This is a genomic window from Pseudonocardia thermophila, from assembly GCF_900142365.1.
Classification (GTDB): domain Bacteria; phylum Actinomycetota; class Actinomycetes; order Mycobacteriales; family Pseudonocardiaceae; genus Pseudonocardia; species Pseudonocardia thermophila.
In genome coordinates this window covers 43239-69181 of the sequence record NZ_FRAP01000022.1, presented here as the reverse complement: position 1 = coordinate 69181, position 25943 = coordinate 43239, and the positions used below count along the sequence as shown (strand labels likewise).

The window sequence follows — 25943 nt, the reverse complement described above, 5'->3', positions numbered from 1 at the left end:
GTCGCCGGAGCGCGGGCTCGCGCGCTCCTGGAGTCGACGACGCGCGCGAGCAGTGTCGGACTGCGCTGTTGTCACCGTCCGGTAGTGCACGGTCAGGCACCGGGGTCCAGCCGGGGGTACCCGGCCGAGGCTCCTCGAGGTGCGCGGGAGGCGTCGAAGCCGGGGCCAACATGGTGCTGCTGACTGCGCCCGGCCCTGTTGATCGCGCCGGCCTCCTCCGTCGCCGGGTCGCGTGTCGACGACGTGCGCGAGCGCCGTGGTCAGCGTCCGGTCGTACTCGGTGAGGAGCGGTGAGACAGCCGGGGGTGGTGAGACGGGGACGCCGTGGAGGCGGATCGCGTCTGAAGGAGCTTCCTCCCCGCCAGGAGACGGCGGGAGAGCGGCTCTCCCGCCACGATCTCAGCCGGGCACCGAGACCTCAGCCGGCGACCTCGGCCATGACCTCGTCGGACACGTCGAAGTTGGCCCAGACGTTCTGCACCTCGTCCGAGTCCTCGAGCGCCTCGATCAGCCGGAACACCTTCTTGGCTGCCTCCGCATCGAGCTGCACCGACACCGACGGCAGGAACGTGGGGTCGGCCGAGTCGTACTCGATCCCGTTCTCCTGCAGCGCGGTGCGCACCGCGACGAGGTCACCGGGCTCGGAGATGATCTCGAAGGACTCGCCCAGGTCGTTGACCTCCTCAGCGCCCGCGTCGAGCACGGCGGCGAGGATGTCGTCCTCGGTGAGCCCGTTCTTGGGCACGATCACGACACCCTTGCGGCTGAACAGGTACGACACCGAACCGGGGTCGGCCATCGTCCCGCCGTTGCGGTTCATCGCCGTGCGGACCTCGGTGGCGGCCCGGTTGCGGTTGTCGGTCAGGCACTCGATCAGCAGCGCGACCCCGTTGGGGCCGTAGCCCTCGTAGGTGATCGACTGGTAGTCGGCGCCACCCGCGTCGATCCCCGCGCCGCGCTTGACCGCGCGCTCGATGTTGTCGTTGGGGACCGAGCTCTTCTTCGCCTTCTGGATGGCGTCGTACAGCGTGGGGTTGCCCTCGGGATCACCACCGCCGGTGCGGGCAGCCACCTCGATGTTCTTGATCAGCTTCGCGAACATCTTGCCTCGGCGGGCGTCGATCACAGCCTTCTTGTGCTTCGTCGTCGCCCACTTCGAGTGGCCACTCATCCACTACCCCTTGCTGCTCTGCTGCGCACAACCTGCTCGATGTTACCGATGTGGGTCGCGGCCGATGAACGCGAGCAGCTTGGTCTGCACGTCGGCGTCGTCGGGGACGGGGACGGGGACGCGCGGCCCGTACTGCCCCGAGGAGCGCATGAGCCCCTCGATCGGTTCCATCCCGGCCAGCAGCTCGGCACAGTACTCGGGGTCGAGCCGCTCGTCCTGGCCGGTGCCCCTGGCCAGGTCCCAGGTGTGCATGAAGACGTCGGCGGTGTAGAAGCGGTCGATCGCGACGGCGAGCGGCAGCTCGTCGGGGACCACAGGGTGGGCGAAGCGCCGATCGGTGATGGCCGGGTCGTCGAGCACCGCCTGGACGGCCGCGGCGTGTCCCGCCCACGCCGCGACCGGGTCCACGGCCGGGTCCGGGACCTGCGGCAGCGCCACGTCGCAGCCGGCGGCGAGGAAGCCGGGCAACCAGCCGACGAGGTGGGCGACCACGTCGCGCGCGGTCCAGCCGGCGACGGGCGCCGGCGCGTCCCAGTCCCGGGTGCCGCGCACCCGGTCGGTGAACGCACCGGCGACCGCGCGGTGGCGCTCCGCGGGCCTTAACCCGCGGAGGGAGACGTCACACGGCACCGTCCGCCACCAGCTTGTCGAGCTTGGCGTAGCCGTCGTTGACGCCGACCTCCATGCCGCTGCGCAGCCAAGCGTCGCGACCCTCGAAGCTGTCGCACAGCGACGTGGCGTGCAGGAGGGTGCGCCCGTTGCCCAGGTCCTCGAAGCGCAGCGTCTCCAGGGAGACCTCGTCAGGCATGCCCTCCCAGGTGAAGGTCTGCACGATCCGGTCGGGGCGCACGGTGTGGAAGCAGCCGCGGAAGGCGAACTCGCCCTCGAGCACGGAGACGTAGCGGAAGCTGCCGCCGTCGCGGGCGTCCCAGTGCTCGAGCCGGGTGGTGGTGCCGTTCGGGCCGATCCAGCGGACGAACAGGTCCGGGTCGGTGTGGGCGCGGAAGAGCTGCTGCGGGGTGGCGGCGAACTCCCGGCGGATGTGGATGATCGGGACGGTGGGGTCCGCCTCGATGGTGGCCTCGGGAGACACGATCTGCTGGCTCATGCCTTCTTCTCCTCGTTCGTGGAGTCGGGTTCGTCGTTCATCTCGGCGAGCACGGCGTCGAGGCGCCGGTAGCGTTCCTCGGCGGCTCGGCGGTAGCGCTCGATCCAGGCGGTCATCAGGTCGAACACCTCGGCTTCCAGGTGGACGGGACTGCGGTGCCCCGGTCCGGTCCGAGTCACCACGCCCGCCTGTTCGAGCACCTTCAGGTGCTTGGACACCGCCTGCACGCTGACGTCGTACGGAGCCGCGAGCCGGCTGACCGTGGTGTCCCCGACGGCAAGCCGAGCCACCATGTCACGCCGGATCGGATCCGCCAACGCCGCGAACACGCGCGACAGCCGGTCACTCATCCAATCTCAACCTTTCGGTTGACGATGAGGTTAGACGCCGCTCGCTGCGATCGTCAACCCTTTGGTTTAAATTTCCTGATCAGGCGGCAGCAGCGCGCTCCCGCACCAGGTCCACGAACAGCCCGTGCACCCGGCCGTCACCGGTCAGCTCCGGGTGGAACGACGTGCCCAGCACCGCACCCTGGCGCACCGCGACCGCGCGCCCCTTCACCGACGCGAGCACCTCCACGCCCGGCCCGACCTCCTCGACCCACGGTGCCCGGATGAACACCGCCCGCACCGGTCCCCCGGGCACGCCGGTGACGTCCAGCTCGACCTCGAACGAGTCGACCTGGCGGCCGAAGGCGTTGCGCCGCACCACCACGTCGAGCCCACCGAGCTGGTGCTGGTCGGGCCGCCCGTCGCGGACCTCGCGGGCGAGCAGGATCAGCCCCGCGCACGAGCCGTACGCGGGCATGCCCGCCGCGATCCGCGCCCGCAGCGGTTCCAGCAGGTCGAAGGTCTCCAGCAGCCGGCTCATCGTGGTGGACTCGCCACCGGGCAGCACCAGCCCGTCGACCGCGTCCAGCTCGCTGCGGCGGCGCACCGGTACCGCGCGCGCACCCGCCGCGGTCAGCGCCGCGAGGTGCTCGCGGACATCCCCTTGCAAGGCCAGCACACCGATCGTCGACACCGGACGATCGTAGTGCGCGGGTGGGGTCGCAGCGGCGCTGGTCAGGCGCTCGTCACAGCCCCGGTGGCGACGTTGCGCACCGCCTCGGCCACCGCGGGCGCGAGCGAGGCGTCGAAGACGCTCGGCACGATGAACGACGCGTTGGGCTCAGCGACGACGTCGGCGATCGCGTTCGACGCCGCGAGGAGCATCGCGTCGGTGATGTCGGTGGCGTGCGCGTCGAGCAGGCCGCGGAACACCCCGGGGAAGGCCAGCACGTTGTTGATCTGGTTCGGGTAGTCCGACCGGCCGGTGGCCACGACCGCGGCGTGCTGCAGCGCGACCGCCGGGTCGACCTCCGGGTCGGGGTTGGCCAGCGCGAACACGATCGCGTCCGGGGCCATCGTGGCCAGCTCCTCGGCACCGAACAGGTTCGGCGCCGACACCCCGATGAACACGTCCGCCCCGACCAGCGCGTCGGCGAGGGTGCCCCGCACGTTCTCGGTGTTGGTGTTCTCGGCCATCCACGTGAGGTTCTCGTCGAGGCCGGGCCGACCGCGGTAGACGATCCCGGCGACGTCGACGGCGATCAGCTCACCCGGCGCCGCCGAGCCCTCCTTCGACTTGAGCAGCCGGATGATCGCCGAGCCCGCCGCGCCGACCCCGCACACGACCACCTTGCAGTCGCTGGCCTTCTTGCCGACCACCCGCAGCGCGTTGCGCAGCGCCGCCAGCACGACGACGGCGGTGCCGTGCTGGTCGTCGTGGAAGACGGGGATGTCGAGCAGCTCGCGCAGCCGCCGCTCGATCTCGAAGCAGCGGGGTGCGGCGATGTCCTCCAGGTTGATGCCGCCGTACGCGGGGGCGAGCACCTGAACGGTCCGGATGATCTCCTCGGTGTCCTGGGTGTCGAGGCACACCGGCCACGCGTCGACCCCGGCGAACCGCTTGAACAGCGCCGCCTTCCCCTCCATCACGGGCATCGCGGCGGCGGCGCCGATGTTGCCCAGGCCGAGCACCGCGGAGCCGTCGGTGACGACGGCGACGGTGTTGCGCTTGATCGTGAGCCGGCGAGCGTCGGCGGGGTTGGCCGCGATCGCCTGGCACACCCGCGCCACGCCCGGGGTGTAGGCGCGGGAGAGATCGTCGCGGTTGCGCAGGCTCACCTTCGAGGCGACCTCCAGCTTGCCGCCGAGGTGCACCAGGAACGTCCGGTCCGACACCTTGCGCACCCGCACGCCGGGCAGCGCCTCGAGCGCATCGGTGATCTCCTGCACGTGCGCTTCGTTCAGCGCGTTGCAGCTGATGTCGACGACCATCGTGGAGGTGTGGGACTCCACGACGTCGAACGCGGTGACGACGCCGCCGACGCGGCCGACGGCCATCGTGAGGTCTCCCGCAGCGCTGGCGGAGGCGGGCACCTCGACCCGCGCGGTGATCGCGTATCCAGGACCGGGAACGGGCACGGCGGAACCCTACTCGGACGGGTGGCGGGCCGAGCATTCCGTTCGTTGTGACCATGACTGCACTCCCGCCCGCCCGTCCTGCGGTTGTGCCGACCCCGGCAGCGGGTGTGAGATGGACCACTCCCTCCGAACGCAACGACGCGGAGAGACGAGGAGGTGGTCCCCATGGCCGGCAGAGCAGCAACGGGATCGCGGCGCGGCGCTGTCCTCGGCAGAGCCGTCACCGATCCCTCTCGGATCCGCAACGTGGCGCTGGTCGGGCCGTCCGGCGCCGGGAAGACGACCCTGATCGAGGCCCTGCTCGTGCACACCGGAGTGCTGAGCAGAGCGGGCACGATCGCCGACGGCACCACCGTCTGCGACCACGACCCGGCAGCGGTGCGCCAGCACCGGTCGGTGGCGCTGGCCGTCGCCCCGATCACCCACGACGAGCTGCGCATCAACCTCATCGACACCCCCGGCTACGGTGACTTCGTCGGGGAGCTGCGGGCCGGGCTGCGCGCGGCGGACGCGGCGCTGTTCGTGGTCCCGGCCGACGCCGCGAGCGCGGGCGGGATCGACCCGGTCACCGTCGGGCAGTGGGCCGAGTGCGCGCGGGTCGGGATGCCGCGCGCGGTCGTGATCGCCCGCTGCGACCACCAGCGCGCCGACATCGAGGCCACGACGGCGGCCTGCCAGGAGGCGTTCGGTGCCGGCGTTGCCCCGCTCTACCTGCCGTTGTTCGACGGCGGCTCGCTCACCGGGCTGTACGGGCTGATCTCGCGGACCCCGGCCGACCGCGCCCCCGCGCACGCCGACGACGCCCGGGCCGCCCTCGTCGAGGGCATCATCGAGCAGTCCGAGGACGAGGCGCTCATGGAGCGCTACCTCGCGGGCGAGGAGATCGACCAGCGCACGCTCATCGCAGATCTGGAGACGGCGGTCGTCCGGGGCGGCTTCCACCCGGTCATCCCGGTGTGCGCGTCGAGCGGGGTCGGGATGGACGCGCTGCTGGAGGTCATCGCGGGCGGGTTCCCCTCCCCGCTGGAGCGGCCGCTGCCGAAGGTCACCGGCATCGACGGCTCGCCGCGCCCGCAGCTCACGGCGGATCCGAACGGCCCGCTCGCGGCCGAGGTGGTGCACACCTCGGCGGACGCCTACGTCGGGCGCGTGTCGCTGATCCGGGTCTTCTCCGGCACGCTGCGGCCGGACACCGCGATCCACGTCAGCGGGCACCACGCCCGGATACCCGAGCAGCGCGCGGGCGAGGCGCTGCCCGAGGGACACGACGAGGACGAGCGCATCGCGCACGTCTACACCGCGTCGGGGGCCGAGCTGACCGAGGTCGACGCCTGCGTGGCCGGTGACATCTGCGCGCTGACCAAGCTGGCCGGCGCCGAGACCGGCGACACCGTGTCCGCCGCGTCCGATCCGCTGCTGCTGTCCTGCTGGGACCTGCCCGAGCCGCTGTTCCCGGTCGCCGTGGTCCCCGCGACCCGCGGCGGCGAGGACGCGCTGGTCAAGGCCCTGTCCCGGGTCGTGGCCGCGGATCCGGCGCTGCGCATGGAGCGCAACGCGGAGACCCGTCAGACCGTGCTGTGGACGATGGGCGAGGCGCATGCCGACGTCGTGCTCTCCCGGCTGCGCGCGGCCGGGGCCGAGGTGGCGACCGAGGACGTGCGGGTGCCGCTGCGGGTGACCCTGCGCGAGCCGGGCCGGGTGACCGGGCGGCACGTCAAGCAGTCCGGCGGTCACGGCCAGTACGCGGTGTGCCACGTCGAGTTCGAGCCGCTGCCGCGCGGCAGCGGGTTCCAGTTCGAGTCGAGGGTCGTCGGTGGGGCGGTGCCGACCCAGTACGTGCCGAGCGTCGAGCGCGGCATCCGCACCCAGCTCGAACGCGGGCTCGGCGAAGGGGACGCGCAGTACCCCGTCGTCGACGTGCGGGCCGTGCTGGTCGACGGGAAGGCGCACAGCGTCGACTCATCCGACGCGGCGTTCCAGACCGCAGGGGCGCTGGCACTGCGCGAGGCCGCCGCCGTGTGCGGCACGGTGGTGCTCGAGCCGCTGGACGAGATCGCGGTGACGGTGCCGGACGAGTTCCTGGGCACCGTGCTCGGGGATCTGTCGTCCCGCCGCGGGCGGGTGCTGGGCACGGACGCCGGCGGGGACGTCCCGGCCGGGTACACGTGCGTGCGGGCCGAGGTGCCGCAGACCGAGCTGCTGCGCTACGCCGTCGACCTGAGGTCGATGACCAGCGGCGCGGCCACGTTCACCCGCACCTTCGCCCGGTACGAGCCGATGCCCACCTGAGGCCCCGCTTCCCCGGTGCGTCGAGGACGGCCTCGTGGTGATCGACGAGCGCTGTTGATCACCACGGGTCCGTCGTCGGCGCGGGGACCCGAGCGCTGAGGTAGCGTGCAGGTGGTGTCGACGGTGGCGCGGCTGTGGACCGCGGTGTTCGTGGTCGCCTTCGGCACCAACGTGCCCACTCCGCTGCTGCTGGTCTACCGCGACGAGCTCGGCCTCTCCTCCGACGCGCTGACCGGCGCCTTCGGTGTCTACGCCGCCGGGCTCGTGCCCGCGCTGCTGCTGGCCGGGCCGGCGTCGGACCGGTTCGGCCGGCGCCCGGTGGTCGTCCCGTTCGTCGTGCTCTCCGCGCTCACGTCGCTGCTGTTCCTGGGCGCCGGGTCGTCGGTGGAGCTGCTGTTCGTGTGCCGCTGGCTGCAGGGCGCGGTGTCCGGGGTGGTGTTCAGCGTCGGCACCGCGTGGCTGGCGGAGCTCGTCGACGATCCCCCACGCGCGGCGCGGCGCACCACCGCGGCGCTGAGCGCCGGCTGGGCGCTCGGCCCGTGCCTGTCCGGAGTGCTGGCGCAGTGGCTGCCGTGGCCGACCGCGCTGCCGTACCTGGTGCACGTCGCGCTCATGATCGTCGGGCTGGTGCTGATCCCCCGGGTGCCGGAGACCCTCGCGCCCGAGGATCGGCGCCGCGGTCGCTGGGTGGACCTGGGGGTGCCGAAGCCGGCGCGGGTGCCGTTCGCGCTCGTCGTGGTGCCGATCGCGATCGGGGTGTTCACGTTCCCCGCCACCGCGGTGACCGTGCTGCCGCTGCTGCTCACCCCGGCGATGCCCGAGATCGCGGTCGCGATCACCGGGTTCGTCGCCGGTGTGACGCTGCTGACCGGAACCCTCGCCCCGCCGTTGGCGCGCAGGCTGGGCACGGCCGCCGGACCGGCCGGGTTCGGCATCGGCGCGGCCGGGTTCGGGCTCGCCCTGCTCGGCGTGGCCCTGCACGCGTGGCCGGTGCTGATCCCGACGGCGGTCCTGCTCGGCCTGGCGTACGGGCTGTGCCTCACCGGCGGGCTGACGATGGTCGGCGAGCTGGCGGACCCGACCGCCCGCGGGGCGGTGACCGCCACCTTCTACGCCTGCGCCTACCTCGGGTTCGCGGTGCCGCTGCTGCTGTCGGTGATCGGCGGCGCCGACGCCGGCGCGCTCGGCTTCGTCGCCCCGCTGACCGGGCTGACCGTGCTCGTGGCCGTGGTGGCGGCCGTGCTGGCGACGCCGCGGGCGCGGGCCGCGGTCGGCCGGGTCAGCAGGGTCGGCTGAGCCCGCGCTCGGCCACTCCGGCGATCGTGCGGGCCATCACCGCGAAGACGAACCCGTGGGCGGGCAGCTGCGCGTACCAGTAGAGCCGCCCGGCCGGACCGTCCGGGATGAAGGTGGTGCGCTGGACGTAGCGGCTGCCGGTGCCGTCCGGTTCGGCCCGCATCTCCAGCCGCGCGACGCCGGGCAGCTTCGACTCGGCCCGCAGCCGCAGCATCCGGCCCTCGTCGACGGCCTCGACGCGCCACCAGTCGAGGGCCGCGCCGGGGGCCAGCCGCTCGGGCCGGGTGCGCCGTGCGCCGACGCCGCCGAGCAGCGCGTCGAGCGCGCCGCGCAGCTCCCACACCCCGGGCAGCGTGTACCAGCCGGTCCGCCCGCCTATGCTGCTGATCACCCGCCACAGCTCGGCGGCGGGCGCGGCGACCGGCTCGATCCGCTCCGACACCAGCTCGGGCCCCGCCGGGTCGGCGGGCATCGACCCGGCCGCGCCCTCGCCGGCGAGCGCGCGGCGCACCGCCACCCGGTACGGCGTCGGCCCGCCGGACGGTGGCGGTGTGGGCGGTTCCCCGCGGCAGACCAGGTCGTGCGCCATCGACTCCAGCAGCGGTCCGGCGAGGTGGCGGTCGACCGGCGTCATCGCCGCCACGAGCCGAGCGGCCACCGCCCGCGGCATCGGCAGCGGGACCGGCACCCCGACCAGCGGTAGCCCGGCCTCCTCGGCGTAGCCGGTGAGCATCTCGCGGTAGGAGAGGACATCGGGGCCGCCGACGTCGAACACGGTGCTGATCCGCGGCGGCAGCTGCAGGCACGCCACGAGGTGGTGCAGCACGTCGTCGATCGCGATCGGTTGGACGAGGTGGTCGGCGGCGGCAGGCAGCGGCAGCAGCGGCCCCGAGGCGGCGAGGTGGCGGATCATCTCGAAGCTCGCCGATCCGGTGCCGACCACGACTCCGGCCTGCAGGACCGCCGTCGGCACGCCGGACTCCAGGAACGCCCGGCCGACCTCGTGCCGCGACGCGAGGTGCGCCGACGCCGGGCCGGTCGCGGGCTGCAGGCCGCCGAGGTAGACGATGCGGACGACCCCGGCCGCGCCGGCCGCGCGGGCGCACGTCGCGGCCGCGGCGAGATCGCGCTCGCGGAACTCGTCGCGGCCGGTCGCGTCCATCATGTGGACCAGGTAGAAGACGGCGTCCACGCCGGAGCAGGCCGCGGCCACGGCTGCCGGATCGGTCACGTCGCCGACGTTCACCTGCACCGCGGCTCCCCACGGCCGGGCGGCGACCCGGCGGGCGTCCCGGGCGAGGACCCGCACGTCGTGGCCGGCGGCGAGGAGGCGGGGGACGAGGCGGGCGCCGACGTAGCCGGTCGCGCCGATCACGAGGCAGTGCACGCCCCCCAGCGTTCCCCAAGGGCGCGATCAGGGCACGCCGAGCAGCCGCAGGCCCGCGGTCGTGGCCGCGGCGAGCACCACGACCAGCACGAACGGCACCCGCCACCAGGCGGCCACCAGCCCGACAGCGACCCCGGCCGGGCGCGCCCAGCCGGCGAACCCGCCGTCGGCGCTGAGCGCTGCGGTGGCGGCGAGCGCGACGAGCAGCGCGGTTGCGCCGAGATCGAGCAGCCGCTCGACGTGGGCGGGCACCGTCATCCGGCCGCGCAGGACGATCCCGGCGAGCCGCAGCAGGTACGTCCCGGCGGCGAGGGCGACGACAGCTGCCCAGGTCATCGCGCTTCCTCCGGTGCGGCGCGCCCAGCCACCAGCAGCCCGGCGAGCCCCAGCAGTACGGGCACGCCGGCGGGCAGGAACGGTGTGGCAGCCAGGGCCGCGGTGACCGCGACCAGGGCGACCCGCTGCGTCTCGGGATGCCGCAGCTGCCCGAGCAGCAGGGCCCCGAGCGCGGCGGGGAAAGCGGCGTCGACGCCGAGCACCTCCGGATCCGGCACGGCCGCGCCGATCAGCATCCCGCCGATCGCGCACACGTTCCACACCACGAACGCCAGCAGCCCGCTCAGCCAGAACGCCCGCCGGGCGCGCGGGCCGGTACCGCGCGCCTTCGCGAACGCGACCGATTCGTCGATCATGAAGTGGGCGCCGATCAGCCGGGCCGGCCAGCGGTCGGCGATCACCGGCGCCATCGCCAGGCCGAAGGGCAGATGACGGGCGTTGAGCAGGAGCCCGCCGAGCACCGCCGGCACCACTCCCCCGCCCGCGGACAGGACCGCGACCAGCAGGAACTGCGATCCGCCCGCGAAGACCAGCACGGAGAGCGCGACGGTGAGCACCGGCGGCACCCCCGCGGCCGCGGCGAGCGCCCCGAACGAGACGCCGACCAGCCCGATGGCAGCGGCCAGCGCCAGCGCGTCGCGGAGATCGGGACCGAGCAGTGTTCGTTGAATCGGCCGCACGTTCGACAGAATGAACCCGACTCATCTGTTCGTCAACCCGAACACGTAGACCGCCACGCCGAACGCCGGGTCGGCGCAGCGTTGTCGGTACCGCCGTGCACACTGCGCGCATGAGTACGGCCACCGCTCTGTCCGAGAAGGAGATCGAGGAGGTCCGCGCCGAGCTGGCGGCCGGCAGGTCGGTCACGGTGTGGTTCACCGAAGCCGCCGTCGGGATGCCGGTGGGCGGCTCGGCCAAGATCGTGTCGATCGGCGACCCGGCGGTGGGCGAGTTCATCCAGGTCCGGCCCACGGGGTCACGCGACGAGCTGTTCTGCTCCCCGGCTGAGCTCACCCGCACCCGCCCGCCGCGGCGGCGGGCGGGTGCGAAGGCGGAGGTGCCGCGGCCGCGGGAGGCGTCGGGCACCACCGAGCCGGCCCGTCCGGCGCGGAGCAGGCCGCGCGCGGTCGCCGCGGCGGCGCCGGCCACGGCGAAGACGGCGACCGAGGATCCCGCGACGGACAAGACGGGTGCGGGGAGACCGGTGGCAGAGAAGACGGTGGCGGAGAAGACGGTGGCGCGGTCGGCTGACGGGGCCTCGACGACGCCGGCTGCCAGGACCACTCCGCTGATCAGCGAGAAGACGCCGAAGCCCGCGAAGCGGCGCAGCAGCAAGGAGACGACCGTGCCGGACATCACCGTTGTGCTGCAGCCGACGAGCGACGGCGAGTGGACGGCGTCGGTGGTCCGTGGCTCGCGCACCGTGGTGAAGCCGACCCCGGTGCCGCCTGCCGACATCGCGAAGGCGGCCCGCTGCCTGCCGCCCGCGATCGGGGACGCGGTCGACTCCGCGCTGGCCGCGGCACGCGCCCGCCAGCAGGAGCGGGTGGCGATGCTGCAGGCCGAGCTGGAGGCGGCCCGGCAGGCCCTGCAGGAGCTGGGCGGATAAGTTGTTCGGCGGATCGTACGTGCGTTCCCTGCACTGAACGCCGGTCGGAGGGAGTTCCCGTGCAGCGCGCCGCACCGCTGGAGACCATCGCCGCCGCCGTGCGCCGCGAGCGGGAGCGGCTGGGTCTCTCGCTGACGGAGCTCGCCCGGCGGGCCGGGGTGGCCAAGTCGACGTTGTCGCAGCTCGAGGCCGGCACCGGCAACCCGAGCGTGGAGACGCTGTGGGCGCTGGCCGTGGAGCTGGGCGTGCCGTTCAGCCGCCTGGTGGATCCGCCGGCCGATCCGGTGCAGGTCATCCGGGCCGGTGAGGGGTACATCGTGCACTCCGAGCAGGCCCCGTTCGCCGCGGTGCTGCTCTCCACGTGCCCGCCGGGGGCCCGGCGTGATCTGCACATCCTGCAGGCCGAGCCCGGCGGCACCCGCGCCGCGCACGCCCACATCGCCGGCACCACCGAGCACCTGATCGTGATCACCGGTCGGTGGCTGGCCGGGCCGGAGGCGGAACCGGTGGAGCTGAACGTGGGCGACTACATCCGCTTCCGCGGCGATCGGCCGCACCGCTACGAAGCCCTGGAGCCGGGCAGCACCGCCGTGCTCGTCATGGAGCACGTCTGAGGTTCGCCGAGATCACGGACGGCGCTCCCCGGGTTCCCACGGGGAGCGCCGTCCGTGATCGGTCAGTTCTGGTCGGGCCCACCCTCGGCGATGCGCCCGCCCTCGGCGTTCTCACCGGCCGGGTACTGGCGCACCCAGTCGATCTCCATGCTCGACGGGGTGACGGGGTCACCGTCGCCGAAGTAGTCCAGCTGCAGGCACAGGTGCATCGGCTCACTCGGGACGAGCGCCGGATCGGTGGTCTCGAACCAGCGCTTGCCGTCGACGTAGGCGGTCACCCGGGTCGGGGTCCACTCGACCGCCCAGTTGTGCCACTGGGTCGCGTCGATCTTCGTGACGGCGACGTCCTGCGCGCCCTCCGCGTTGTGCACGGCGGCGATGGCGGTGCCGCGGTCCGGGTCCTGCAGCTCCAGGAAGTCGATCTCGGCGCCGCTGTCCGAGTCGGGCCAGAGCATGAGGACGGCGTGGTAGTTCGGGTCACCGACCGGGATCCGTGCCCGCACCTCCCACCGGCCGAAGAGCTGCCCGGGCCCCAGGGCCAGGCCACCGGTGGTGCCGCCCGCGTCGCCGGAGATGGTGAGCAGGCCGTCGAGGAGGTTCAGCGCATCGGGCGTGCGGGTGCCGCGGCCGCCGTCCCCGGAGCCGGAGTACGCCGTCCAGCCCTGGGCCGCGGAGAGCGTGTCCTCGACCGAGGTGAAGTCCACGCTCCGTACCGGGTTGCCCCAGCCCAGCAGGCTCGCTGCGCTCGTCGGGTCGACGCAGCCCTCCGGCGAGCCGGTCGTGCCGGCGACCGGGTCGCCTCCTGCCGGGGCCGGCGTGGCGCCCGCGGCACCGGCGGGGTCGGCCGCCGGTGCCGCGGCAGGGTCGTCCGCCGGGTTGCTCGCGCCGGGCAGGGCGCCCTGCAGAGTGCCGAGGGGATCGGCACCGGAGACGGGCAGGGACGGGACCGCGGCACCGGCGAGCGGGGCCGGGCTCGGCACCGGTGCAGCCGGGTCGGTGCGGGTCGGGTCGGTCCCGGAGGGGCTGGTGCCGGTCGGTGCCGGTGCCGCCGGGTCAGTACCCGCGGGCGCGGCTGCAGGGCCACCGCCGGCCGGTGCTGAGACGGGATCGGCGCCGGCCGGGACCGCCGGGTTCAGCCCCGTTGGCACGCCGAGGGCCGGGGCCGGCTCGCCACCGGCAGGAGCGGGTGCACCGGGCTCGCCGCCGGCCGGCGCCGCGGGTGCGGCGCTGTGGTCGCCGCCCGCCGGGGTCGGCGCAGCGGGGTCAGCGCCGGTGGGCGCAGGCGCAGCCGGTGCGCCGCTCGCGGGCGCTGCTGCCGGGTCGTTGCCCGCTGGGCCGGTGCCGGTCGGCGCAGCAGCCGGGTCGGAGCCGGTCGGCACCGGGTTCAGCCCGGTCGGCACGCCGAGGTTCGGGACCGGGGCGGGCGCAGGCGGTTCGGCACCGGCGGGGTCGGGCTCGGCCGGCGCAGGTGCCGGCGGCTCGCCACCGGCGGGCGGCGACGCCGCTGGGTCATCGCCGGCCGGAGCCGGGGTCACCGGGTCGCCACCCACCGGGTCGGACGCGGGGTCAGCGCCGGTGGGCGCCGGAGCGGCGGGGCCACCACCGGCAGGAGCCGGGGCCGCCGGGTCGCCGCCTCCTGGAGCGGCGGGGTTCAGTCCCGTGGGCACGCCGAGGGACGGCACCGCGGGCTCGGGTCCGACCGGCGCCGGGCTGCTCGGCGCGCCACCGGTGGGCTCGCCGCCCGCGGGGTGCGAGCCGGTGGGCTCGGCACCGGCGGGGTCGGCGCCGGGCGCAGGGGCGGCGGGCTCGACTCCCGTGGGTACCGGAGCTGCAGGCACGGGCACCGCGGGCGCGCTGCCGGTCGGGTCTCCCCCAGCCGGCGTCGGTGCGGCCGGGTCGACACCGGCGGGCGCCGGGGCCGGCGGGTTCAGCGCAGCCGGCACACGGGGGTCGGGCACCTGCGGGCCCGCCGGATCGCCGCCGGTCGGGCCGGCTCCGGCGGGTGGCGCGGCGGGATCCCCACCCGCCGGAGCCGGAGCGGACGGACCAGCCGGCTCGGCGGGCACAGTCGGGCCGGAACCAATCGGGTCAGTGCTGAGCGGAGGCGGCACCGGCAGGCTCGGCAGCACCGGCGCTGGCGGCGCCGCACCGGTCGGCTCGGCGCCCGCGTGCTGGGGGTCGGCCGGGTGCGCCCCGGCCGGGACGGGGTTCAGCGCGACCGGCAGCCCCGCGGACGGGCCGGGCTCGTCACCTGCCGGCGCACCACCAGCGGGCGGCTGAGCCGGCGCAACGGCCGCTGCCGGCCCGGTGCCGGTGGGGCCAGGCACTGCCGGCTCGGTGGCTGCGGGCTCAGGAGCGGCCGGAGCCGGTGCCGCGGCCGGCTCGGATGCACCGCCGGTCGGGTCGTCGCCGGGGATCGGCGCGGAGCCGGCCGGCGGGCTGCTCGGCACCGCCGGCGCGGGCTGCGGGACGGAACCTGCCGGAGACGAACCCGCCGAAGACGAACCAGGCGAAGACGAACCAGGCGAAGACGAACCAGGCGAAGACGAACCAGGTGAGGTGGAACCGGCGGGCACGGCCGCCGCCGGTGCCGAGCCACCGGGAGCCACCGGCGTCCCGCCCGCCGGGGCGCCCGGCAGCAGCGACGCCGGGTCCGGCACCGGGATCGACGGGAGCGCCGGCACGGCCACACCCAGTCCGGTCGAGGCCCCGCCGGGGGTGTCCCCGCTCGGCGAGGGCTCAGTGCCGGCGCCCGTGCCAGAGGCCGGCTCCACCGTGCACGTGGTGGGCACGGCCCGTCGGTCCTCGGCCATCGCCACGCCCGGCCCGCTGATCAACGCCAGCGCCAGCACGCTCCCGATGGTCACGGTCCGCTTCATGCGTCACTCCGCCTCCAGCTCTGCCGCACACGATCGAGGCGGACAGTAGGCGGAAATCGCTACTCCGAGCGGCCGTGTCACCGCACCAGGCGACCGTGGCAAACGGGCGAATCACCGTCGGTCTCGGACACGCCGAACGATCCGTCGCGAACATCACGCTCCGCGACGGATCGGATCACCAGCCGCGACCCGCGTAGCGCTGCTCGGCGGGCAGCTCGGAGATGTTGATACCGACCATCGCCTCGCCGAGGCCGCGCGACACCTTGGCGATCACGCCCGGGTCGTCGTAGAACGTGGTGGCCTTGACGATGGCCTCGGCGCGCCGCGCCGGGTCGCCGGACTTGAAGATCCCCGAGCCGACGAACACGCCCTCGGCACCGAGCTGCATCATCATCGCCGCGTCGGCCGGCGTCGCGATGCCGCCCGCTGTGAACAGCACGACGGGCAGCTTCTGGGTGCGCGCCACCTCGGCGACCAGCTCGACGGGCGCCCGCAGCTCCTTGGCGGCGGCGTACAGCTCGGCCTCGTCCAGGGTGGCGAGGCGACGGATGTCGGCGCGGATCTGGCGCATGTGCCGGGTGGCCTCGACGACGTTGCCGGTGCCGGCCTCGCCCTTGGACCGGATCATCGCGGCCCCCTCGGAGATCCGTCGCAGCGCCTCCCCGAGGTTCGTCGCGCCGCACACGAACGGCACGGTGAACGCCCACTTGTCGATGTGGTGGGTCTCGTCGGCCGGGGTGAGGACCTCGGACTCGTCGATGTAGTCGACGCCGATCTCCTGCAGCACCTGCGCCTCGACGAAGTGCCCGATGCGGGCCTTCGCCATGACCGGGATCGAGACGGCGTCGATGATCGAGGCGATCATGTCCGGGTCGCTCATGCGGGCGACGCCGCCCTGGGCGCGGATGTCCGCGGGCACCCGCTCCAGCGCCATGACGGCGACGGCGCCGGCGTCCTCGGCGATCTTGGCCTGCTCCGGCGTCACCACGTCCATGATCACGCCGCCTTTGAGCATCTCCGCCATCCCGCGCTTGACGCGGGCGGTGCCCAGCTGAGGAGCGTTCGGTTGGGCAACGGCTTCGGAAACGGGCTGGTCGGACGACACGGCAGTACCTCTCGACGGAACGGGAAGTGTTGTCCCGGTCAGGTTAGGTCCGCTCGGGTGCTCCGACGGGTGTCATCCGGATTGCACCGAGCTCGGCCTCGGAGTGCTCCGGGTCGGCGATCTCGAAGTAGCGTGGCAGCGGGGCGCGGCCCGCCAGGTGCAGCCAGCGGACCAGCCGCTGCGAGCGCAGGCCGAGGGTGTCGCGGACGGCGTCGTTGTGCACCCGCCGGGCCAGCGCGAGCATCTGCTCCGCGTCGGCCAGCTCGTAGCGCAGCTCCGGCGGGAGCGTGGTGCGGTCCAGCTCGGCGAGCGCCCAGCCGAGCGCGTTGGCCGCGGCCTCGCGGGCGGCCCAGCTGCCCGCCGGCATCGGGGCGTCGATCCCGGCGCGGCGGGCCACCTCGACGCGCCGGACCAGGGCCGCGTCGAGGGCCGCGCGGGCTGCGTCGAGCCTGCGGTGCAGCCGGTCGAGCCGCCGCATGCGTGCTGCGGCGGTCAGCACGACCCAGGTCAGCCAGACGGCGACGAGCGCGATCACCCACACCGCGGTGCTGCTCACGATGCCTCCCGGAGCCGACGTGGATCGGCGGCGATGGCCGCCCGGTAGACCTGCACGACCCGGGCCGCGACCGTCGGCCACGCGAACGCGGCCGCCCGGGCGCGGCCCGCCTCGGCCAGCGCCGCCCGCCGCGCGGGATCCCCGAGGAGGTCGTCGAGCGCCGAAGCCAGCGCCGCCGCGTCGCCGGGCGGCACCAGCACCCCGTTGCCGGCGAGGACGGCGGCGAAGCCGTCCAGGTCCGACGCGACGACGGGGGCGCCCGCGGCCATCGCCTCGGTCAGCACCATGCCGAAGCTCTCCCCGCCCAGGTTGGGGGCGCAGAACACGTCCATGGCACGCAGTGCACGGGCCTTGGTGGCGTCGTCGACGGCACCGAGCGCGGTCACCGGGACACCGGCGTCGGCCAGTGCCGCCGGGTCCCCCGGACCGACGACGAGCAGCCGCACGTCCGGGCGGGTGCGGGCGAGCCTGCGGCAGGCGTCGAGCAGCACCGGCATGCCCTTGCGGGGTTCCTCGAAGCGGCCGAGGAACCCGATCGTCGGGCGCGGGACGTCGAGCGGCTCCGCGGTGGCCAGCCCGGCCACGTCGACCCCGTTCGGGATCTCCACGGCGTCGCCGCCGAGGTGCTCGACCTGCACCCGCCGCGCGGTCGCCGACACCGCGATCCGCGCGGTGACGCGCTCCATCAGCGGCTGCGCCACCCCGACGAGCGCGCGCAGCGCTCGGGAGCGGTCGGTGGCGGTGTGGAAGGTCGCCACCACCGGGCCGTCGGCCAGGGTCAGCGCCAGCGCGGACAGGCTCAGCGTGGTCGGCTCGTGCAGGTGCAGCACGTCGAACCGGTGCTCGGCCAGCCAGCGCCGCACCCGCGCGTAGGAGAGGGGGCCGAACGCGACCCGGGCCACCGAGCCGTTGTACGGCAGGCCGAGCGCTCGGCCGGCCGACGTCACGAAGTCCGGGACGGGCCCGGCGCCGGGGGCGAGCACGGCCGCCTCGTGCCCCAGCTCGCGCAGCGCGTTCGCCAGGCCCAGGACGTGCGCCTGCACCCCGCCGGGGACGTCGAGGGAGTACGGGCAGACGAGCCCGATCCGCAGAGCTCCGGTCACGCCGCGACCCCCGCGCCGGCGCCCTCGGCGACACGCTCCACGTCGGCCGTCCAGACCGGCTGCAGGGCGTGCCAGTCCTCCGGCTTGGCCCGCAGCAGCGCGCAGAAGACGTCGGCGAGCGCCTGCACGGCGGCGGGCACCGCGCCCCGGTCCGCGACCGGCACCGGCTCGGCGACGGTGACTGCCCAGCCGTCCGGGGCGAACCGCGGGCAGACCGGCAGGAGCAGCGCCCCGGTCAGCGCAGCGAGCCGCGCGGGTCCGGCGGGCAGCCGGGCCGGCGCCCCGAGCAGGTCGACCGGCACCCCGCCGCCGGTCACGTCGCGGTCGGCCACCAAGCACACCACTCCCCCGCCGCGCAGCCGCCCGGTCAGCGCCCGGTGCGCGGCCGTGCTGTCGCCGGCCGCGACGACCTCCATGCCCAGCTGCCGGCGGTAGCCGACGAACCGCCGGTAGACCGCCTCGGGTCGCAGCCTCTCGGCGACGGTGGTGAACACCGGCTCGCGCCCGCTCTGCCGCAACTGCTCGACCAGCCAGGCGCCCGCGGCGTCCCAGTTGCCGCTGTGCGGCAGCGCGACGACCGTCGGTGTGCCGTCAGCGATCGCCGCCAGCAGCGCCGGTAGGCCGGGGCCGGTCATGCGGGTGCGCGCGTGGATGCGCGGCACGTCCGGCGCGGACAGGCGGAACACCTCGCTCCAGTAGCGCCCGTAGCTGCGCATCCCGGCGACGACGAGGGCGTCCAGCTGATCGGGTGCGGCGTCGGGGACGAGGCGGGCGAGGTTCGCCCGCAGCTGAGCGGGCCCCGCGCCGCCCCGACGGGCCACCCAGCCGGCGCCGGCCTCGAACGCCCGGCGGGCCAGCGGTTCGGGCACGGCGCGGACCATGCGCCACCCGGCCGCGTACTGCAGGTCCGCGAGGCGCGCTGCGGCCTGCCCGACGCTCACGGGCCGGTCTCTCCCGGATCGAGCGACACCGGGGGCTTCGCCCGCGAGTTCCGCCGCGCCGACCACAGCCGCTGCACCATCGTCCACAGCGACCCGGCGGCCAGGAGCCACAGCGCCACCGGCAGCGCGTACGGGACGCCGAAGCCGGTCAAGCCGGTGCCGAGCAGCGCCAGCACCAGTCGCTCGGCGCGTTCGACGATCCCGCCGTCCACCTCGACGCCCACGCCCTCGGCGCGGGCCTTGATGTACGACACGAGCTGGCCGGTGACCAGGCAGATCAGGGCCGCCACACCGGTCGCGCGATCGCCGGCGACCACGAACGACCACCAGATCAGACCGCCGAACAGGGCGGCGTCGGCCAGCCGGTCGCAGGCCGAGTCGAGGATCGCGCCGAACGGGGTGCCGCCGGTCGCGCCCGCCCGGGCCATCGCGCCGTCGATCAGGTCGAACAGCACGAAGAGGGCCACCACGAACGTGCCGGCCAGGAACTGCCCCCGCGGCATGAACCACAGCGCCGCCACGATGGTGCCCAGCGTGCCCACCACGGTGACCGTGTCCGGACCGACCCCGCGCGCGACGAGCCAGCGGCCGATCGGGTCGGCCACGCGGTTGACGTGCTTGCGCGCGTGGACGTTGAGCATGGACTCCTGCCTGTCGGACCGATACCCACCCAGCCTATCGCCGGTCGGACCACGCCTGCGCGAGCACCGACCGGGTCTCGCCGAGCAGCTGCGGGATCACCTTGGTCTGCCCGACGACGGCGATGAAGTTCGCGTCGCCGCCCCATCTCGGCACCACGTGCTGGTGGAGGTGATCGGCGAGTGAGCCACCCGCCGCCGTGCCGAGGTTCAGCCCGACGTTGAACGCGTGCGGGGCCGAGACGGTCTTGAGCGCGCGGATCGCCTGCTGGGTGAAGGCCATCAGCTCCGACGACTCCTCGTCGGTGAGGTCCTCCAGCTCCGCCACGTGCCGGTAGGGCACCACCATGAGGTGCCCGGGGTTGTACGGGTGCAGGTTGAGCACCGCGTAGACGGCCGCGCCGCGCGCGACCATCAGCCCCTCCTCGTCGTCCAGCGACGGGATGCGGCAGAACGGGCAGCCCTCGTTCCCGGCGTCCTTGATGTAGGCGAGCCGGTGCGGGGTCCACAGCCGCTGGAAGCCGTCCGGGGTGCCGACACCGTCGCGGGGCTCCAGGTACGGACCCGTTCCTGTGCCCCGCTCGTCGTTCATGGTCGCGAATCCTAGTGAGTGACCCGCGGGCCGCTGCGGGGGCGCACGGATCCCTGCGCCACGGGTCGATCGGCCCGCCGGCGCGGGTCCGATCGGCCTACGCCGCGCGCTCGGCGGCCGCGTCGGCGACCACCCGGAACACCGGGTGATCGGCGGCGACTCGGGCGAACTCCGCCAACGGCGCACACCGGTCGACGGCGACGTGCGGGCGTGCGCCCGGGGCGACCGCCAGGTAGCGGCGCAGGATCGGCGCTCGCTCGGTCACCGGCACCTCCACCAGGCGCACGCGCTCCCGGCGGCCGTGGCGCAGGACCGCACGACCACCGGCGGCGCGCACGTTGCGGACCCAGTTCGTGGACTCGCCGAGCATGGCCACGAGGTAGCGCTCGCCCTCGTGCTCGGCGACCACGAGCGGTGCGGAGACGACCCGGCCGCTGCGCCGGCCCACGACCTCCAGCGTGACCCACTCCGCCGGGGCGAGCAGACCCGTGCCGTGCTGCACCTTCGCGACCGCGTTCAGGACCCTGGCCACTGCGTTGGGCCGGCCTGCGGGGTACATCCAGCGCTTCAGCCGGTGGAGCAGCTGGGTCGGCCCGGATGGCGCCATGCAGTCCTCCTTCCGGTTTGAGACATAGGATATCGTGTCTCAAAAATGAGGCGAGGAGCTGTGGCAGACGACCGTCCGAGAACGCCTTCGCCGGGTGCGCCGTCGCCCGGTGCACATCCGCTCAGGCCCCGGCGGCCGCGGCTCGGCGACGCGGAGACGGCGCGACGGATGCTGCGCGCCGCGACGGAGATGGTGGGGCGCACCGGGCTGACGGTGAGCCTGGAACACCTGAGCTTCGAGGACGTGATCCGCGAGGCCGGGGTCGCCCGCAGCGCCGCCTACCGGCGCTGGCCGTACAAGGAGATGTTCTTCGGCGACCTGCTCAAGGAGCTGGCCCGCGCCGTCGAGCTGGCCGAGGTGGCGGGGCGCGAGTCCGATGCACTGGTCCGGCGGGTGATCGCCGACCGGCTCGACTGGCTCGGCACGCCCGCGGGCCGCCGCCGGCTGCTGGTCGACGTGCTCCGGCTGGGCGGTGAGCACGACTTCGCCGTACTGGCCGACTCCCCCGCGTGGCGCTCCTACCTGGCCCTGCACGCGACCGTCCAGAGCCTGCCGCCGGGAGAGCTGCGTGATGACGTCGCTTCTGCGCTGGCCGAGTCCGAGCGCGGGTTCCTCGAGCGGGTCGCCACCAGCTGGGAGCGGTGGGCGGGGCTGCTCGGCCACCGCATCCGCCCCGGCCTGGGCGTCACCCCCGCGACGGTCGCGACCCTGGCGAGCGCGTCGCTGCGCGGTCTGACCCTGATGGCGGCGATCACGCCGGACGCGGTGCGGGAACCGGTCACGGCGGACCCGTTCGGGACCGGCCCGGCGCAGTGGAACCTCGCCGCACTGGGGGCCGCGAGCGTGGCCGCCATCGTCTTCGAGGAGGACCCGACGATCACCTGGGACGAGTCACGGGCCGCCGCCGTCCGCGCCGCGCTCGACGACGAACCGCCTCGCCGGCGTGGTCAGACCGGCGAGGCGGGCGGAACCTGATCAGCCGCCGAACGCCTCGGCGGTGGGGCTGGCGTTCTCCCGGCGGGCGATCCATCCGGTGACCAGCTCGACCGCCTCGGCGACGGGCACACCGTTGCGCTGGCTGCCGTCGCGGAAACGGAAGCTCACCGCGCCGGCCTCGACGTCGCGGGCGCCGGCCAGTACCAGGAACGGCACCTTCTGCAGAGTGTGGGTGCGGATCTTCTTCTGCATGCGGTCGTCGCTCTTGTCGACCTCGATCCGCACGCCCCGGGCCCGCAGCAGCGCCGCGAACTCCTCGACGGCCGGGATCTGCTCGGCGGTCACCGGGATCGCGACGGCCTGCACCGGGGCCAGCCACGCCGGGAACGCTCCCGCGTAGTGCTCGGTGAGCACCCCGAAGAACCGCTCGATCGAGCCGAACAGCGCCCGGTGGATCATGATCGGCTGCTGGCGGGAGCCGTCGGCCGCGGTGTACTCCAGCCCGAACAGGCCCGGCTCCATGAGGTCGACCTGGATGGTCGACAGCTGCCAGGTGCGCCCGATCGCGTCCTTGGCCTGCACACTGATCTTCGGGGCGTAGAACGCGGCGCCGCCCGGGTCGAGCACCAGCTCCAGGCCGGACGCCTCGGCGGCCTCGCGCAGCGCGTCGGTGGCCTTCTCCCAGTCCTCGTCGCTGCCGATGGACTTCTCCGGGTCCCGGGTCGACAGCTCCAGGTAGAAGTCGTCGAGCCCGTAGTCGCGCAGCAGGTCCAGCACGAACGTGAGCAGCGAGCGGATCTCGTCCTGCATCTGCTCGCGCGTGCAGTAGATGTGCGCGTCGTCCTGGGTGAACCCGCGCGCCCGGGTCAGGCCGTGCACCACGCCGGACTTCTCGTAGCGGTAGACCGAGCCGAACTCGAACATCCGCAGCGGCAGCTCGCGGTAGGACCGCCCGCGCGACCGGTAGATGAGGTTGTGCATCGGGCAGTTCATCGGCTTCAGGTAGTAGTCCTGAGCCGGTTTCCGCAGCTCCCCGTCCTTGCCGTACTCGGCGTCGAGCTGCATGGGCGGGAACATGCCGTCGGCGTACCAGTGCAGGTGGCCCGACGTCTCGAACAGCTGCGCCTTGGTGATGTGCGGGGTGTTGACGAAGACGTACCCGGCCTCCTCGTGGCGGCGGCGGGCGTAGTCCTCCATCTCCTTGCGGATCACTCCGCCCTTGGGGTGGAACACCGGGAGCCCGGAGCCGATCTCATCGGGGAACGAGAACAGGTCCAGCTCGGCACCCAAGCGGCGGTGGTCGCGCTTCTCGGCCTCCAGCAGCCGGTCGAGGTAGAGATCGAGCTGCTCGACCGACTCCCACGCCGTGCCGTAGATGCGCTGCAGCATCGGGTTCTTCTCGCTGCCGCGCCAGTACGCCGCGGCGCTGCGCATCAGCTTGAAGGCCGGGATGTACTTCGTCGTCGGCACGTGCGGGCCGCGGCACAGGTCGGACCAGACGACCTCGCCGGTGTGCGCGTGGACGTTGTCGTACGCGGTCAGCTCGCCACTGCCGTCGACCTCGACGACGTCGTCGCCCGGGTTGCCCTTGAGCTCGATCAGCTCGAGCTTGTACGGCTCGTCGGCGAGCTCCTTGCGGGCGTCGTCGAGGGAGGCGTAGCGGCGGCGGGAGAACCGCTGCCCGGACTTGATGATCTTCTTCATGGCCGACTCGAGCGCCGAGAGGTCCTCGGGCGTGAACGGCCGGGCCACGTCGAAGTCGTAGTAGAAGCCGTCCTTGACCGGCGGGCCGATGCCCAGCTTCGCTTCGGGGAACAGCTGCTGGACGGCCTGTGCGAGCACGTGCGCGGCGGAGTGGCGGATGACGCTGCGGCCGTCCTCGGTGTCGGCCGCGACCGGTTCGACCTCGACGTCGGTGTCCGGGACCCAGGAAAGGTCGCGCAGCTTGCCGTCAGCGTCCCTGACGACCACGACGGCGCTCGGCCCGCTCGACGGCAGGCCGGCCTCGCGGACGGCGGCCCCGGCCGTCGTCCCGGCCGGCACCCGGACGCGAGCGGACGCGGGACGGGTTGCGGGCGCGGACACGGAAGGCCTCCACTGTGGTGTCGTCTCGAGGTGCCACCGCTCCTCTGCGACGGAACGGTGCCCGTCGATGCTAGAGGGGCTGCGCCGCGCGGCCGAACCGGGTTCTGCCCACCGGTCCCTCGGCTCGACCGTGAGGTCAGACCGAGGGCCTCGGGGGCAGCGCGGAGGGCGGGGCCGGGCGCCGCTGCGCCTGGGCCGGCAGGGCGGGCTCGCCCGGCGGTGGGCTGCTCGGCGCGACCGGCGGCCGAGCGGTCGCACCCTGGTGCGGTCCGGGTCCGGCCAGGCCCTCGTCGAGCTGCGAGAGCGCCGGCAGCTGCGGGCCCCGGGCCGTGCCGGCCCGGGGCGCAGCCGGGAAGGTGCGAGACGGCGCCCGCAGTACGGGGCGCTCCTCCACTACGCCTGGTACCCAGGCGCCGTCCCGCGGCCTGAGGCTCACCGTCGGACCGGCGGTGAGCGCAGCGGCCGACACCGCCCCCAGCCGGCGCCGCACGCGGCGCAGCACCCGGGGCGGGCCGTCGACCAGGATCGACAGCGCGAGCCGGTCGCCGTGCGGGTCGGCGATCCGGCGCACCACGAGGTGCCGGCGCGGGCCCCGGTTGACGGTGAGCTCGGCGTCGATCGCCGGGTCACCCCCGGTCTCCGGTGGCGTAGTCACCATACCCACTACGGGGCTGCATGCGAGGCGCATCAGCTCACCGTGGAGGGCGCCGACTTCCTCACACTCGGTCAGCGGTTGACCCGTCGCGCCGAGCACCATGCCGCTGTCGATGTCCACCAGGAGCGCGGCCCGCACAGCGGGATCACCGGCGAGCGGGCCCAGCACGGCGGCGAGCCCGTCCGTCCGCACGTTGACCGCATGCCGGTGCCGCGCCATCGGTTCCTCCGGATGCGGCTCAGCGCTGGATGTTCGCCGGGAAGAACCCGGCGTTCTCCGGCATCGGCGGCCGGGCGGGCGCGGGCACCGCCATGTAGAACGACTGCTCGATCACCCGCAGGTCGCGCCGCGCCATCGCCAGGTTGGCCTGCGCCCGGTTGAGCACCAGGTAGATGAACAGCTTCTCGTCGGTGCCGCCGCCGCGGACCGGCCGGATCAGGTGGTACTGGGTGTCCAGGGTGATCAGGATGTCCTCGATCCCCTCGCGCAGTCCCAGCTTCTGCATGACCTCCAGCTTCGTGCGCACCACGTCGCTGTTGCCGGGCGCGGCGACGTCCAGGTCGAACTCGGGGCTGCCGCCGCGCGAGCCCAGCGTCATGCCGCTCTCGAAGTCCACGACGGCGACCGCGAACGCTCCCTTGATGTTCGCGGCCATGTCGAGGCAGTGGTCGATGTTGCTCATGTCGGTGGTTTCCTCCCCCGCCGTGCACGAAACCGGCGGAACGGGTCGATGAATCCCCGGGAACGGGGTGGGAGTCGGGACGACTCGGCCGTCGCGCACCACGGAACGACGTGGCGGAGTCGCATAGTGGAAAACGGTGCCCCGGAAACGTCCGGAACGTGCGCCGCTGGACTGCGGATCGTCGCCGTGGATCGTCACAGCGAATCGTCACGACGCGATCGTCGCAACGCAATCGCCACAGCGGATCATCACAGTGAATCGTCCCAGCGAATCATCACAGCCTGCGCAGCGCCTGCAGCACCCGGTCGAGCGTGCGCGTGTCGGTGTGCCACCGGGCACCCGCGGGCAGAACGGCGTCGGTGGCGGCTTTGCGCGGCTGCGGCGACGGGGGTGGCCGCGGCACCGGCAGAGCCAGCGGCTGTCGGCGGGGCAGCGCGCCGACGGCAGCCGGCACCTGGCGCGCAGCCTCCTGCCGCGCCGGCGCCTCCGGGTGCCGCTGGGCGGGCAGCCGTGCCGGTCGATCAGAGGTGGTCGAGCCGCCGCCCGACGGGGCGGTGGCCGGCCTGGCGGTGGCGAGCCCGCGCCGGGCGAGCGCGAGGTTGCCCCGCTTGCGGTCGACCCGCAGGTACACCAGGAGCGGTTGGTCGGCGTCCGCCTCCAGCGGTCGCACGAGGTGGTAGGCGGCCTGCGTGGTGACGATCAGGTCGTCGAGCTCGTCGCTGCCGCTGCGGCGCAGGAACACCTCGGCTCCCGCACCCCACCCGAGGACTGCGAGCGACGTCTCGGACTGCGCACCGGATTGCAGTCCGGCTTCCTCCAGGACCTTTCCCTGCACGGGGTCGGCGACACAACAGTATTCCGCCCCGGTGTGCGCGAGGAGGTCACG

Annotated in this window: 26 protein-coding genes; 5 read left to right on the top strand and 21 right to left on the bottom strand. The window is 74.2% G+C overall.

From position 1 onward, the window contains the following. Positions 1-418: 418 nt before the first annotated feature. The 6 genes from BUE41_RS24605 to BUE41_RS24585 form a co-directional block, all read right to left on the bottom strand. Positions 419-1171: a YebC/PmpR family DNA-binding transcriptional regulator gene (locus BUE41_RS24605; protein WP_073459696.1), complete on the bottom strand. Its 753-nt coding sequence runs from the start codon at positions 1169-1171 to the stop codon at positions 419-421. A 42-nt stretch (positions 1172-1213) separates the two neighbouring features. Further along, entirely contained in the window at positions 1214-1801 is a 588-nt protein-coding gene (locus tag BUE41_RS31485) for a TIGR03086 family metal-binding protein (RefSeq protein WP_200804099.1), read from the bottom strand. After that, complete coding sequence (locus BUE41_RS31480; RefSeq protein WP_200804098.1) at positions 1791-2279, bottom strand: SRPBCC family protein; 489 nt, start codon at positions 2277-2279, stop codon at positions 1791-1793. The genes BUE41_RS31485 and BUE41_RS31480 overlap by 11 nt, the downstream gene beginning before the upstream one ends. Next, positions 2276-2629: an ArsR/SmtB family transcription factor gene (locus BUE41_RS24595; protein WP_073459695.1), complete on the bottom strand. Its 354-nt coding sequence runs from the start codon at positions 2627-2629 to the stop codon at positions 2276-2278. Before BUE41_RS24595 ends, BUE41_RS31480 begins: the two co-directional genes overlap by 4 nt. A 79-nt stretch (positions 2630-2708) precedes the next feature. After that, a complete protein-coding gene (pdxT, locus tag BUE41_RS24590) occupies positions 2709-3302 on the bottom strand; it encodes a pyridoxal 5'-phosphate synthase glutaminase subunit PdxT (RefSeq protein ID WP_200804097.1) in 594 nt (197 codons plus the stop codon). Between the two features lie 41 nt (positions 3303-3343). Next, positions 3344-4747 carry an NAD-dependent malic enzyme gene (locus tag BUE41_RS24585; RefSeq protein WP_073459693.1) on the bottom strand — a complete coding sequence of 468 codons (1404 nt, stop codon included), beginning with the start codon at positions 4745-4747 and terminating at the stop codon, positions 3344-3346. Between the two features lie 165 nt (positions 4748-4912). Between BUE41_RS24585 and BUE41_RS24580 the strand changes: the two genes are divergently transcribed. Continuing rightward, on the top strand, positions 4913-7036 hold the full coding sequence (locus BUE41_RS24580; protein ID WP_073459692.1) for an elongation factor G-like protein EF-G2: 2124 nt from the start codon (positions 4913-4915) through the stop codon (positions 7034-7036). A 114-nt stretch (positions 7037-7150) separates the two neighbouring features. Continuing rightward, positions 7151-8332, top strand: a complete 1182-nt coding sequence (locus BUE41_RS24575) for an MFS transporter (RefSeq protein ID WP_200804096.1) — start codon at positions 7151-7153, stop codon at positions 8330-8332. On the opposite strand, the gene BUE41_RS24570 is transcribed toward BUE41_RS24575, so the two are convergent. Genes BUE41_RS24570 through BUE41_RS24560 form a run of 3 tightly spaced genes read right to left on the bottom strand, consistent with a single transcriptional unit; the run spans position 8316 to position 10735 of the window. Beyond that, positions 8316-9719 (bottom strand): SDR family oxidoreductase, encoded by a 1404-nt coding sequence (locus BUE41_RS24570; protein WP_200804095.1) that lies wholly within the window; start codon positions 9717-9719, stop codon positions 8316-8318. The genes BUE41_RS24575 and BUE41_RS24570 overlap by 17 nt on opposite strands. Before the next feature lie 27 nt (positions 9720-9746). Then, a complete protein-coding gene (locus BUE41_RS24565) occupies positions 9747-10055 on the bottom strand; it encodes an AzlD domain-containing protein (protein WP_073459690.1) in 309 nt (102 codons plus the stop codon). Continuing rightward, positions 10052-10735: an AzlC family ABC transporter permease gene (locus BUE41_RS24560; RefSeq protein ID WP_073459689.1), complete on the bottom strand. Its 684-nt coding sequence runs from the start codon at positions 10733-10735 to the stop codon at positions 10052-10054. The genes BUE41_RS24565 and BUE41_RS24560 overlap by 4 nt, the downstream gene beginning before the upstream one ends. Before the next feature lie 110 nt (positions 10736-10845). Here BUE41_RS24560 and BUE41_RS24555 point away from each other — a divergent pair, with 110 nt between their 5' ends. Then, the gene (locus BUE41_RS24555) at positions 10846-11664 is read left to right on the top strand and encodes a DUF6319 family protein (protein ID WP_073459688.1); all 819 of its coding nucleotides are present in this window, start codon (positions 10846-10848) and stop codon (positions 11662-11664) included. A gap of 59 nt (positions 11665-11723) precedes the next feature. Then, positions 11724-12278 (top strand): helix-turn-helix domain-containing protein, encoded by a 555-nt coding sequence (locus tag BUE41_RS24550; RefSeq protein WP_073459687.1) that lies wholly within the window; start codon positions 11724-11726, stop codon positions 12276-12278. 62 nt (positions 12279-12340) lie between these two features. Here BUE41_RS24550 and BUE41_RS32530 read toward each other — a convergent pair whose 3' ends face one another. The 8 genes from BUE41_RS32530 to BUE41_RS24505 all read right to left on the bottom strand — a co-directional run bounded on the left by BUE41_RS32530 (position 12341) and on the right by BUE41_RS24505 (position 20699). Then, a complete protein-coding gene (locus tag BUE41_RS32530) occupies positions 12341-13813 on the bottom strand; it encodes a glycoside hydrolase family 16 protein (RefSeq protein ID WP_143172333.1) in 1473 nt (490 codons plus the stop codon). A gap of 1519 nt (positions 13814-15332) precedes the next feature. After that, the gene (pdxS, locus tag BUE41_RS24535) at positions 15333-16262 is read right to left on the bottom strand and encodes a pyridoxal 5'-phosphate synthase lyase subunit PdxS (RefSeq protein WP_073459684.1); all 930 of its coding nucleotides are present in this window, start codon (positions 16260-16262) and stop codon (positions 15333-15335) included. A 43-nt stretch (positions 16263-16305) separates the two neighbouring features. Next, a complete protein-coding gene (locus BUE41_RS24530) occupies positions 16306-16818 on the bottom strand; it encodes a hypothetical protein (RefSeq protein ID WP_073459683.1) in 513 nt (170 codons plus the stop codon). Continuing rightward, a complete protein-coding gene (locus BUE41_RS24525; protein ID WP_073459753.1) occupies positions 16815-17909 on the bottom strand; it encodes a glycosyltransferase family 4 protein in 1095 nt (364 codons plus the stop codon). Before BUE41_RS24525 ends, BUE41_RS24530 begins: the two co-directional genes overlap by 4 nt. Before the next feature lie 8 nt (positions 17910-17917). Further along, the gene (locus tag BUE41_RS24520) at positions 17918-18862 is read right to left on the bottom strand and encodes a phosphatidylinositol mannoside acyltransferase (RefSeq protein WP_234997546.1); all 945 of its coding nucleotides are present in this window, start codon (positions 18860-18862) and stop codon (positions 17918-17920) included. Further along, positions 18859-19503 (bottom strand): phosphatidylinositol phosphate synthase, encoded by a 645-nt coding sequence (gene pgsA / locus BUE41_RS24515; protein WP_073459682.1) that lies wholly within the window; start codon positions 19501-19503, stop codon positions 18859-18861. Before pgsA ends, BUE41_RS24520 begins: the two co-directional genes overlap by 4 nt. A gap of 34 nt (positions 19504-19537) precedes the next feature. Continuing rightward, on the bottom strand, positions 19538-20092 hold the full coding sequence (locus BUE41_RS24510) for an HIT family protein (protein WP_073459681.1): 555 nt from the start codon (positions 20090-20092) through the stop codon (positions 19538-19540). A 97-nt stretch (positions 20093-20189) separates the two neighbouring features. Beyond that, positions 20190-20699: a nitroreductase/quinone reductase family protein gene (locus BUE41_RS24505; RefSeq protein WP_073459680.1), complete on the bottom strand. Its 510-nt coding sequence runs from the start codon at positions 20697-20699 to the stop codon at positions 20190-20192. A 168-nt stretch (positions 20700-20867) separates the two neighbouring features. Between BUE41_RS24505 and BUE41_RS24500 the strand changes: the two genes are divergently transcribed. Next, positions 20868-21674, top strand: a complete 807-nt coding sequence (locus BUE41_RS24500) for a TetR/AcrR family transcriptional regulator (RefSeq protein ID WP_073459679.1) — start codon at positions 20868-20870, stop codon at positions 21672-21674. Here BUE41_RS24500 and thrS read toward each other — a convergent pair whose 3' ends face one another. The 4 genes from thrS to BUE41_RS24480 all read right to left on the bottom strand — a co-directional run bounded on the left by thrS (position 21675) and on the right by BUE41_RS24480 (position 25892). Then, positions 21675-23720 carry a threonine--tRNA ligase gene (gene thrS, locus BUE41_RS24495; RefSeq protein WP_073459678.1) on the bottom strand — a complete coding sequence of 682 codons (2046 nt, stop codon included), beginning with the start codon at positions 23718-23720 and terminating at the stop codon, positions 21675-21677. Between the two features lie 136 nt (positions 23721-23856). After that, positions 23857-24594 (bottom strand): hypothetical protein, encoded by a 738-nt coding sequence (locus tag BUE41_RS30915; RefSeq protein WP_073459677.1) that lies wholly within the window; start codon positions 24592-24594, stop codon positions 23857-23859. A 19-nt stretch (positions 24595-24613) separates the two neighbouring features. Continuing rightward, positions 24614-25057, bottom strand: coding sequence for a hypothetical protein (locus BUE41_RS24485; protein WP_073459676.1), 444 nt, complete (start codon positions 25055-25057; stop codon positions 24614-24616). A gap of 274 nt (positions 25058-25331) precedes the next feature. After that, on the bottom strand, positions 25332-25892 hold the full coding sequence (locus tag BUE41_RS24480) for a hypothetical protein (RefSeq protein ID WP_073459675.1): 561 nt from the start codon (positions 25890-25892) through the stop codon (positions 25332-25334). Between the last annotated feature and the right edge of the window lie 51 nt (positions 25893-25943).